The sequence below is a fragment of the Legionella sp. km535 genome (assembly GCF_003990085.1).
GTDB classification, from domain to species: domain Bacteria; phylum Pseudomonadota; class Gammaproteobacteria; order Legionellales; family Legionellaceae; genus Legionella; species Legionella moravica.
Genome location: NZ_RZGU01000003.1, coordinates 109,656 through 121,700 on the forward strand (window position 1 = coordinate 109,656; position 12,045 = coordinate 121,700).

Below are 12,045 nucleotides of genomic sequence, written 5' to 3' on the forward strand. Positions count from 1 at the left end.
CAAACAGGCTTAACTGTAAATTCGTGTTAACCTGGCTTGATTTAACTGCTCATAAGTACGTTTGGCGGGAACAAAATTTGGATACTGAGTAACCAATCGTTGTAAAATCATACGTGATAAAACCTCATCTCCCCGATTCCATTCATTCAAGGCTTCGAGGTAGATCAAATCAGCATTTGAACCATCCAACAGAGGTGCATCATTTAACTGGACTGGTTCCACATAACTTACCCGCGCCTGATTTTGAGCATCCAATCGACGCAATACCTTTCGGGCTTGCACACTGCCATTTTCACTAGCCTGCTCCAATAATTTCCTGCCTTTTTCAGCTGATTGCTCACCCGCGGTACCCTCAATATAATAAGTTCCCAATTGATATTGAGCATAGGCATTTTGTCGTTCGGCAAGTTTTTCATAAATCCCTGCTGACACCTTAGGATCTTTTTCTACCCCCAAACCATAATGGTACATTCTCGCGAGAGCCAACATAGCCTTTTCATTTCCTTTATCAGATGCTTCTTTGTAATACTTTAAAGCGTCAGGAAAATCCAGTTTGGTAGCGACACCCGTTTCTGACAAAAGGCCAAGAGAGTAAAGGGCATTGCTATTACCCAGCTCAGCAGCTTTCTTATACCAGGATAAAGCTTGCTGTGTGTTTCGAGGTTGACCCCAGCCATAAAAATACATGCCCCCCAGCTGATTCATTGCTTCATCAACACCTTTATCCGCAGCAGAGGTAAATAAAGCTTTGGCTTTTTGATAATCAACTGGAACGCCTTTACCATACTCATACATCAAGGCCAGGTTATAATCACCTAAAGCATCACCTTGTTCAGAAGCTGCTTCATAGGATTTCAAAGCATCAGAATAATTATCATCTACAGTTTCATAAATAAAACCTAAAGCAACTAAGGCCTTGGGTAACTTGGAAGCCGCTTTTTGGTACCAGGATTTTGCTAAATTATAATCAGGTTCTCCAATTTCGCCCAATTGGTAAAATTGACCTAATAAATATTGAGCTTCTGGATTACCTTGCTTGGCTGATGCAAGATACCAGCGTTCAGCTACAACAGGATCTGCTGCTAACCCAAGACCTTTATCCATCATGTATGCCAATTTCAACTGGGCATACTGATCCCCTTTTTCAGCTAATCCCGTATAAATTTCCCTGGCCTGGTTCATACTGTCTGTATCATTGTTTTCAGCGAGATAATAATCCGCTAAAACAATTCCTGCATGACTATTACCTAAACGATAAGAAGTAATTAAGTCAGGTAAAAAATCTTCTTTATCTTGTTGTTTTAACACCGCCATATTGAAATCAGAATAAGAGAATTGAGCTTGTGCTGATTGCTTCAGTAAACTTAATCCTTTTTCTTTATCCTGAGCGACGCCTTTACCTTCAGTTGTATAGGTACCCATAATGAATTGGCTCACTGGATTTTGGCCAGATTGTTGGTACCAATATACCGCTTTAGCTGGATCGGCGCTAATTCCAATGCCACGATCATAAAGCATTCCCAATAAGAGAGCCGCTTTTTCATCCCCAGCATCTGCTTGACTTTCAGCTACTTTAAAGGCTTCAGCCTGTTTTTGTTTGTCCGTATCCATAGCGTTATAGTAAGCCAATGGCAACAAGGCTTGAGCAACGTGATTCGTTGCCGCGCCCTGATACAATTGACGAATTAATGCGATTTTATGTTTTTTAACATCAACACTCAAACCATCATTGTATTCGCGAGCCAAATACTCAGCCAATTGATATTCTGCTGGTCCATAGTTATTTGCCGCGGATAGATAGAGCATGGACATAGCCTGTTCATGATTAGGCTGGATGTACAACTTACCATCGGGTCCCGCCTTTCCTTTCTCTAATAATCTGGCAAGAGCATATTGAGAGCGTTTATTACCCTTAAATGCAGCGTCGGTTAACCAATTTAAACCGGTTTGGTAATCAGCCTCATCTTTTGCATGTTCTAGATAAAGAACACCCAGATTATATTCGGCGCCCAAATGCTGTTGTTCCGTTGCATTTTGGTAAAAAATAATCGCTGCCTGTTCATTTTGCGCCACCCCAATGCCATATTGAAACATTTGGCCAATTTCAAATTGTGATTGCGCATCACCTAATATGGCTCGGAAATACATTTGATTAAACACAGACATATAATTTGCCTGTTTTTGCCACCCTTCGGTCCAAATATCCATTAAATCACCGCTAATATTATCATCTTCGGTGTAATAACTGGCATCGGTATAAGGTGCGGGTAAATTATTTTTTGCTACAACAGGACTATAAGCCCTTTCTAATGCTTCGATTTGATAATTTAGATGATAGATAGGAAATGCCCACTCATTGTCTTTTAACTCGACCTGTTTACTGATCAACGCATCATAATAAGTATTAATAGGTATTTCATTAGGTTGTGTTAATTCAAACTGAGGTTTAAATAATTCCTGACGAGTAATCACGTCAAGTTGAGGTGGTTGATTATAAGTATTATTTCTTAGTCCCGCCGGGTTTGTCCAGGGACTAAAGATCCCGCTCATCTGATAAGAAGTTTCATCCAACTTATCCGTTTTATCATTACTTAACCATAAAGCCATTTGAGTCTGAGGGGATGTTTGAGAGGATTTTTTCGCATCTTCAGCAGCTTGATCCGCCCACTGCTTGGCTAATACTTCATCAGAATTGACGCCAATACCCTTCTTGTAAAGATTAGACAGATCGCTTTTTGCCTCAACTAACCCATCCTGAGCGGCTTTCAAAGTCCATAAGAACCCGTTTTTGGGATCATAAATTGGGCTTTTTTCCTGTAAATAAGCATGGGCCAACTGCAAATAAGCTTCCGGACTCTTTTGACTGGCAGCCTTATTAAACCATTGCAAAGCCTGATCGTACTCATTTTGCGCCAAAGCCACTTGGCCAAGCTCTATCATTGCAGGAACATAATTTTGTGACGCAGCCTGATTCAATAAATCCAATGCCTTGGGAATATCTTTGGGAACCAGTTTACCTACAAAATTAATACTTCCCAATTTAGTTAATGCTTTAGGATTACCGCTATTCGCTGACTTTGCTAACCAGATCAGCCCCAATTTGTTATTGGATGAATGACGACTGTCAATGAAATTTTCTGCCAAAGCATATTGAGCCACTGAATTACCGCTTTTTGCTGCATCAATATAATAACGAGAGGCAACATCCACATTTTTCTTAACGCCATAGCCATACAAATAAGCTGCAGCCATATACATTTGAGCATTTACATCGCCAGCAGCAGCAGCTTGCTTAAACCAGCGCGCGGCCTCTTCTGGATTTTTAACCTGGAACAAACTGTATTTGGCCATTAACTGCACTGCAGGTAAATAACCTTTTTCTGCAGATTTGTTAAAATAACGCATTGCCAGGTTGTTATTCTTTAACTGGCCATAGCCGTAAAGATACAACCGGCCCAAATAATAATCCGCAACGGCATCCTGACCTGCCCTGTTCATTAAAGGCTCGGCAGCTTTATTATAATTACCTAATCTATAGGCATTAAACTCATCATCAGCAAATACTTGTTGACTGGCTGATGCAACAACCAAACATATCCATGGTACTAGTGATTTCATGAAGATTCCCCTCTTTTCATGGCAATTATACTCCAGGTATAATGCCATAATGTACGACTTCACTGACGGCCCCGTTTCTTGAATTACTATCTACTATCCAGAAATTTCCTTTATTATTCAATCCAAATTTCACATTGACGTACTCACATACTTTAATCGTATCAGCACAGTCCAAAATTTTGCCATATGAAGTCTTACCATCACCTAAAGTACAAATATATTTTAACTCTCTCTCTCCTGTAGCCAGAACAGCCCAGGAATTTGCTTTGATCGTATGATTCAAGCGCGTGGAATATTCACTTTCCTTATCCCTCATTTGATACAAACTGACCGATTGAGGCAATTGATTATAAAAGAAGTACATGGATTGTAATGCCCCTTCTTTCCCTGGATAAAGCGACAACACTTTGAGACTTTGTTTGAATCCTACAGGGGTGCATCCAATAGGGAACTTATTATTATCTTTCTTCTCACCCTTTTCTTCAGAAGCAGTAACCTTCTTCGTAGGAGCGGCTTGAATTGAGGTAAAATAAAACACCCCTGATAAACATATGATTGCAACTGAAGCAATTCCTCTATTTATTATTCTATTCATGATTTTTTCTCGCTGTCGTTTAACGGACGCACAATAACTTTTGTACCCATAAAGTTATTTCGTTCATTGGATAATTGAACAAAGTTCTCATTTAACCATTTGGCATCTTGAATAAACATACGCACACAGCCATGACTTGCTCGTTGCCCAGGAATATCATCCGAACCATGAAGAGCAAATCCTTTATGAAAATACATGCAATAAGGCATTTTGGCTCCGCCTTTGCCGATTGGGAACACATCGGAGGTACATTTAACACTTTCTTTACTGAACATCCTGAAAATACCGGTTAAAGTACGACATGACTTGTTTGAATCAGAGCATTTATCCCTACCTGAAGAAATTGGTCCCCACCACACCAAATTACCTTCAGCATCATAAGCAGCCCAGGCAAGTTTTTCCTGGTCTACAATGATTTGCTTTTCATTTTCCCCTTCGATTTTTAACGGGAAAGGAGATATATCAAAAATCGTAATATTGGCTAAGTTTCTGGGTACGGCAATTTCTTTACCAGCCCATAAATAGTTATAACTACGATTCACTCTTTGTACCAAATCACGCTGAACGGGATCGGGAAACAATTTATCCCAGCTCTCTCCTGCGGCGACCTTGATACATTCATATTGAGGATAGCCACACAATGCTGTTCCATAAAAATTTGCAGCATTTACCACAGCCGTCATTGACATCATGAATGCTGTTAGAAGTATTTTTTTCATGGTGTCTCCCCCTCATGCCCATTTTTATTTTATTTACATGCAAGATTTGTGCTTAAAATTAAATTTCTTTGTTTTTAGCTTATTTATTTTGCACTTATATTCTTTTCGGTCATTTTAATAATAAGTTTAGACCTAATACAAAATTTATAATTTATGTCTATATTTAAGTTAGCACTGATTGGATAAAAGATATGGATCGTCCAAGTAATAATTATGAAACACCTACATTGAACAAAAGAATCAATACGCCTGCGCTGGAAAACTCTATTAAAAAATTAATAGGCACAACGCAAGACGGCATTATTGCTTTTGACATGCAGGGAAAAGTTATTGCCATGAATGAAGAAGCAGCCAGGGTATTTGGACAAAACCATAACAAACTCATAAATCAATTGTTCTGGAACCAATTTAAACTGAATACCTATTCTCGTAAACGGCAATTTATTACAGCGCGTAAATTCTTTCAGCTAGCAAAAGAAGGAATCACGCAACATTTCACCTGGATTGAGCGCATCTCCCAAAAACCGATCACTGCTTATAATATTATGATAAATAAAACAGAATTACACGGAACTTCTGTTATTTTTGCGCGGCTTAACAATATTTTACAAGAGAAAATAATTGAGTGGGTTTTATGGTCTTTGGCCCAAATCAGCAATCACCGTGAAGAAAATGCTATTTTTGACGACATCCTGAAAATAATAAGCGATGCCTTCTCCGCAGATTATGCTTCAGTATGCCTGGTTGATAGTCATGGCATAGCTCATACCGTCAGTTACTATGCTTTTGGCAAAAAAGAAGAAAATATGAGTTATTCTCTTATTGAATCTCCTTGTAACCAAGTGATATCGCAAAAAGCCATCTGTCATTTTAATGACATTCAACAGCAATTTCCCAAAGATAAACTATTAGCTGAAATGAAAGCACATTCCTATCTGGCTGGGCCAATTATCAATGCCCACGACGATGTAGTCGGACTACTCAGTATTCTCACCATCCGAAATTTGGAAATGAACAGCCTGCATAACACGCTATTTCGCTTATTCCTGGGAAGAATTAATTTAGAAATAGAACGTTTATTAAATCAAAGACGCTTGCAGTTTTTAGCCAGTATTCCCAAGCAGGATCCAAATCCGGTTATAAGAATCCTACCGTCTGGAGAAGTCATTTTTGCTAACAATCAAGGAAAAATAATATTAAATCATTGGAAAGAACTGCATTCAGGAATTCCTGAATCATTGCTGAATGAAGTCCACAGGGCTCGAGATACCAATCAGGTGATACGAATAGAACTTGAGGCAGATTCTAAAATCTATTTATTCACACTGATTTGGATAGCGGAATTCAAGCAAATCAACATTTACGGAACCGATATTACCCAGCTTAAATCAACCGAACAAAGCATGCTGAATTTAGCTCGTTACGACACTCTGACTCAAATAGCCAACAGGCAATATTTTGAGGAGCAACTGATCGAAAATATCTATGAGCATCAACTTAAAGGGAAAAATCTGGGATTGCTTCTGATTGATCTGGATAATTTTAAAATAATTAACGATACCATGGGACATCCCATTGGTGACAAACTGTTGAAGGCAGCAACAAAACGTATGGTGCGTTGTATCAGAAAGAACGATTTTATTGCTCGTATAGGTGGGGATGAATTTATCGTATTAATACACCATGCAACGATCGATTCAGCTGAGGCAATTGCAGATAAAATCATAACCGTACTATCCAGAAGCTTTCAATTTGGCGAGTATCAAATGAAAATATCCGCCAGTATCGGGATAGCGCTTTATCCCGATAGCGGAGAAAGCCCTAGCGATCTTTTAAAACATGCAGATCTGGCGATGTATCAGGCGAAGAAAGCAGGGAAAAATAATTTTGCTGTTTTTTCGAGATCCTTGCATTTTATTCAAAATAAGCGCAATGAGGTCATTAAAAAAGAACTCAAATCGGCGGTTGCAAAAAATGAGTTGTCCATTGATTACCAACCGCAAATAGATATTATCGCGAATAAAGTGGTAGGTTTTGAAGCCTTGTTACGCTGGCATCATCCACAAGAAGGCTTAATCCTGCCCGGAGAATTCATCCCGGTAGCAGAACACTCTGGATGTATTCATCTTATTAGCCAATGGTTAATCGAACAATCATTACAGGATTACCATTCCATTCTCGCATCCAAATTTGATGGAAAATTATCCATCAATATTTCATTCTCTCAATTAAACGATCCCCGATTCCTGGATTCGTTAAATGATAATTTAAAACAATTCAACATCTCTAACAATCAAATTATACTGGACATTTCAGAACGAATTATTGCCCCCCATTTCAATAAAATATCCAAATCACTGAGAAAGATACATCAAAGCGAGATCAAAATATGCCTCGATAACTTTGGCAGCCCCCAAGTGTCTCTTCCCAAACTATTATCATTACCTCTGGATTACCTTAAACTGGATCAGCAATTACTGACAGGGATTGGAAAAACCTCAAAAATTCGAATGCTACTGAAAGGGATAGTTCAATTAGCCAAAGATCTTAATATTCAATGCCTCCAGAAAGGAATTGAAACAGAACAACAACATGAGATGATTAAATCCACTGGATGCCAATACGCTCAAGGTTTTTATTACTGTAAGCCAATTCCTTTTTCAGAACTGCAAAAATACATTAATACGCATTCCTCTTCTAATAAATAATCAGAGGCATTTTAAAAAATCCCAACGTGCTGGCACATTATCAATGCATCGATGCTGCTTGATCTATTCACATATTGTCACTTGACCCGGCAAATTCTGTTCTTAAGCGGCAATTTTGCGCCCCCCAGGAAGCACGGTAATTGTCGTCTATTCTCAGTGAATCAAGAGATTAGTCCCCATAAACAATGAACAAGCCATAACTGCATTTGCCCGATGACCAACCATTTCGTGGCACCACATCAAAGGCTTTTAATTTCAAGTGTTCGATGAATAGTCATCCTCTGAAAACGTCCTGACTGATTTTAGTTTTTGCCTCATTTAATAATTTATTAAGATTTCTAATGTATCATATTCAAACAATTGTCTTTAATCTGCTCTTTTAGCGCTCAGGATGTCCACCATGTCAGATTCCGCAAAGAAAGTGTATCAATATAATCCTCATCTTCATGTCAAAATTTGGCTCAGTAACAAACCCGGTATTTTTATGAATACTGAGAATCAGATGCGATTAATCAGCATGCGTGAAAAAAACCCCACTGATTCAATTAGCCTGATTTATGATTCTTCCTTGCTAAACGAACAAGCGCTCAAAAATTTATACCGCTTCTGTGCAGAACATCGAATTACCCCCGTTGATGCACATCAATTTCCTGAGAACCTGACAACAGAAAACGAAAAAAAATTATATGAATTTTATAGAGATGAGATTACTCATCTCAGTGAAGGTGGAAACCTTGCTGTTGCCAGCGATATACTCAGATGGTTATCACCTGTTTATTCTGTAGGAGCATATACCGATTTTGATGTCCCTGTCGATACCTCAAAACTCCCTGCACGAGTCAGTGTAAAGGCACCGCTGTTATTGAATATCGGCAGTTTACGAATCCGAAATAAAGACATCATTTTATCTAACAATGATTACATTGCCATAGTTGATCCCAATGCTGCGAAAGAAGAAATCGAAAAAGTGCAACAAGGAATAATTCAGGTATTAAGTCAATACACCAATGATTTTATTGAAAATACAGAAGAAGAGTTTGGCAGAGGAAGTTATTTAAATAAATACCTAATCAGTTTTATGAGAAATCGTTCCGAGTCGATTTACATCGCTCGCTCTAAAAATATATTTACCCAAGGAAAAGAACCATCCTCAAGAGAACTAAGAAAATACATTAATGAAATAATGAATGATCCAATCAAATTTCTTGATTTCAACAAAGTTTCTGCAGATGAAACGCATCAATCTGTAACGCAACGATTAAGAAAGGAATTAAAGGATCAGCTTGGATTCTTTAAATGGTTATTCTTTAGAAATGAATACTATGAAATTAAAGGGGCGCTGCAACAGTCTGATGAGAAACTATTGGCTTACCTCATGAAAAAGGAACGTACCCTGTATCTGAAGTCTATAGTAGTCTGTACCACTGGACCAATAGCAATAGCGAAATTCTTATTCAACGGTTATGTTTTTACTTCCAGGCATTTTGATCAATTCATTCAACAATACTCCTTCAATCACTACGGGTTGAAAAAAGCATTTCAATCGCAAAACTCCATATCAATGCGGGAGAGTGTATTTGGGATGATGACCTTTTTAGGCTCGGAAGATGGAAAGCTCAATGATTCCTCCTGGCTAGAAACTGGAGCACAATTACAAAAATCCCGTGGAGAACTTCTGGAAATTCAAAAAAATACATTTGAAAAAGAATTGCCAGGCCTGTTACACACGACTCGAAAAAACGTGGAACAACACATCAAAAATCTCGAGTCCAATTTAACTGGCTTTTGGGGATTATTTTTCCCAAGAAGAAAACAGGAAAAAATCAAGGCACTCCAACAGGTTTTAGCATGTTTTCAAAATGATATTTTTGATACGAATCAATTCAGAGATGCTTTAAAAGACATCCACTTGAAAAAAGACATAGTGTATGCAGGCCTTTTTTACAGTCAGACCAAAAACCTCATTGAATCGCTTGAGAAAAACTGTATGACTGCCATCGTTTTTGGCCTGACTACCAACAGAACCATTTCCCTTCAAGAAGAACCCAAACATATTCCTGTATCGACTCAACCCACGGTCAATACAACTGAAGCGGGCAATGAGCCAGTTCATACACCAGGACTTGGTTTATTTGAGAAGACAGAACATTCACCAACTCCAGTTCCAAGCCTAGCAACGAGTGAATGTCGATTAAATAGATAAATTTGAATTAAGAATCAATCCTGTTGGGAGGCTATGCCGCAGGATTGTTTCAGGTTCATTAAAAATTAATTAATGTAATTTGAGTAAGGAACTATACCGTGGCATTATTCTTTGAAACACAAAACAAATTAAAAGAATTAATTGATCATTGTCATGAATTCGAAGGCAAATATTATTTATTACCTCTTTTTGAACATCTCGTAAAATCAGAGCGTTCCCCTGAAGATATTGAACCTATTGCACGTCACTTAATTTCACTTATCAAAAATATAAATGACATAAAAAATCCGGAGATCCCCTTAAAAGAACAATTTGAAGCTTTAAAACAAATTTCTATAAATTACAATGCCTTACTCAAAGAAACCGGCGCTCATGGCATCTTGTATCAATCCAAACAAGCTCTATTGAATCTCGGCGGCTTTATCATTGGATTAATTACCGGAGTGTTTGGCGCGGTGGTAGGTTCTATCTCACTGACCATCAGTGATATTTTCAATTTCCGTTTGCCTACAGGTTTATTTATAGGAGCATTCACCGGATTATTGGTTGGCTTTGTGCTGGGTAATCGCGCCCCCCACTCGCTGCTTAAAGAGAGTGAAACTCGACTTATCCGCCATACAGTCGAGAAACTAGAAACTTCTTTTGAATCTCTAATGACCTCGGTAAACCATGATTACATGAATGAAATAAAAGATGAGGTTCTGAATGACTATTTTTCTGGTGATTCAGAGCGATTCAACGAGTTCTTGAAAACAAAACAACACTATGAAATTTTGGGAATTGAAGCTGAATTTTTTAGCCCCAAATTAAAAGGTACTCTTGGGCATCATAGTTTTATCAAATTTACTATAAATGATGTTCTTGATAAGCCAAAACTGATTGAAATGGGAATACCATCCAATGAAGTAACTGAATTCTCGCAACGCGAATCCAGAGAAACCACTGGAGAACAATTAATCAAAATGCTAGCCATGCACAAAATTTTACAAGATCAATATGAACTCCGCCTGGATAACCTCCTTAAATTTTACAATCTCTACGAAGTAGGCATCAATGATTGCCATACCTATGTTGATAAAATTTTAATCTCTGTTGATGAACCAGTAAGCCAAGTAAAACGCTTTACTTCGTCGGATAATGTCTTTGGGCATATCATCGGCAGCTTACTGAACTTTTTTAATCCCTTACCAGAAAACAAACACCATAATGGTCCTGTTTTTGATGAAGCAGCTGAAGAACAAGCACAACACGATTTAAAACAGATTAATGACAGCCCACGTTAACCCAGCAATATACTGAGTTTGCAAAAAAAGTACGTTCTTTTGTACGTTGAAAATGGCCTGATAAAATTTGATGCTCTTTGGCTTATTCCTTGGGATAAAAAATAAACGCTGTTATTCTTAACCAATCCTGACAAGTAAAGAGCATCATTTCACCTAATCCGCTCTATCAGACCATGTCATGGTGAACTTTATTTAATGAAATTCGCCACTATCTATTCTTAATAATGATTTTAAATGAATAAGTAACAGGGGGAATGAAGTATAACCAGCAGCCTCGTTGAGATGCCCGCCATTAGGAATAATAATTTTTCTGGCCCGTAGATTGTTTGCAATTAAATTAAAGTTACTCATTGAAATGTAAGGATCGTTACTCCCCTGGTAACAAAAAAATTGTTTGGATTTATTAATTATCAAATCCCAATCAAATGGATTTTCAAAAAAGCTCTCATTAATTTTATCGAATTTCTGTATTCCAACAGTTCCCATAAACGAACCTGCTAAAATGGTAGCAGATACAGACTGATGGGCTTGCTCAAGCCACCTCAATAAAAAAGCCGCCCCCAAACTATGACCGATTAAAATCGTATTAGGAGTAATCATTGGTGATACTGTGGCATTAAATAACTGAAGCCAGTTCTTCAATTCCTGAGCATGTGGCGTAGGTAACTGTGGAACAAAACATTCAATGCCGATACTCTCTAATTCAATCTTCATCCAATTGAACCAATTTTCAAACGGATGACCATAGGCACCATGAACAATAATAACATTTGATTGTGGCATTAGATTCGCCCTTATTTTTATCAATTAAAATACATGTCATAAATCAATATCATGAAGCATTTTAGATAAATGATACTTACTATCAATTGAATAAACCATGCAATAACGATTTAATATTTTGTAACCCCAAACGCCA

The 12,045-nt window shown here is 37.9% G+C and carries 7 protein-coding genes; 3 read left to right on the forward strand and 4 right to left on the reverse strand.

From position 1 onward, the window contains the following. Positions 1-9: 9 nt before the first annotated feature. Genes ELY21_RS02735 through ELY21_RS02745 form a run of 3 tightly spaced genes read right to left on the reverse strand, consistent with a single transcriptional unit; the run spans position 10 to position 4,932 of the window. Positions 10-3,618, reverse strand: coding sequence for a tetratricopeptide repeat protein (locus ELY21_RS02735; RefSeq protein ID WP_127106666.1), 3,609 nt, complete (start codon positions 3,616-3,618; stop codon positions 10-12). Between the two features lie 25 nt (positions 3,619-3,643). Then, positions 3,644-4,213, reverse strand: coding sequence for an endopeptidase IV (locus ELY21_RS02740; protein ID WP_127106668.1), 570 nt, complete (start codon positions 4,211-4,213; stop codon positions 3,644-3,646). Further along, complete coding sequence (locus tag ELY21_RS02745; RefSeq protein ID WP_127106670.1) at positions 4,210-4,932, reverse strand: L,D-transpeptidase; 723 nt, start codon at positions 4,930-4,932, stop codon at positions 4,210-4,212. The genes ELY21_RS02740 and ELY21_RS02745 overlap by 4 nt, the downstream gene beginning before the upstream one ends. 191 nt (positions 4,933-5,123) lie before the next feature. Between ELY21_RS02745 and ELY21_RS02750 the strand changes: the two genes are divergently transcribed. From ELY21_RS02750 to ELY21_RS02760, 3 genes are all read left to right on the forward strand, one after another. Further along, positions 5,124-7,640 carry an EAL domain-containing protein gene (locus tag ELY21_RS02750; protein ID WP_127106672.1) on the forward strand — a complete coding sequence of 839 codons (2,517 nt, stop codon included), beginning with the start codon at positions 5,124-5,126 and terminating at the stop codon, positions 7,638-7,640. Positions 7,641-8,040: 400 nt separating this feature from the next. Next, positions 8,041-9,843, forward strand: coding sequence for a glycosyltransferase family 88 protein (locus tag ELY21_RS02755; RefSeq protein WP_233588643.1), 1,803 nt, complete (start codon positions 8,041-8,043; stop codon positions 9,841-9,843). A 98-nt stretch (positions 9,844-9,941) separates the two neighbouring features. Continuing rightward, entirely contained in the window at positions 9,942-11,126 is a 1,185-nt protein-coding gene (locus ELY21_RS02760; RefSeq protein WP_127106674.1) for a hypothetical protein, read from the forward strand. A 192-nt stretch (positions 11,127-11,318) separates the two neighbouring features. Here ELY21_RS02760 and ELY21_RS02765 read toward each other — a convergent pair whose 3' ends face one another. Then, the gene (locus ELY21_RS02765) at positions 11,319-11,909 is read right to left on the reverse strand and encodes an alpha/beta hydrolase (protein ID WP_199741618.1); all 591 of its coding nucleotides are present in this window, start codon (positions 11,907-11,909) and stop codon (positions 11,319-11,321) included. Positions 11,910-12,045: the final 136 nt, after the last annotated feature.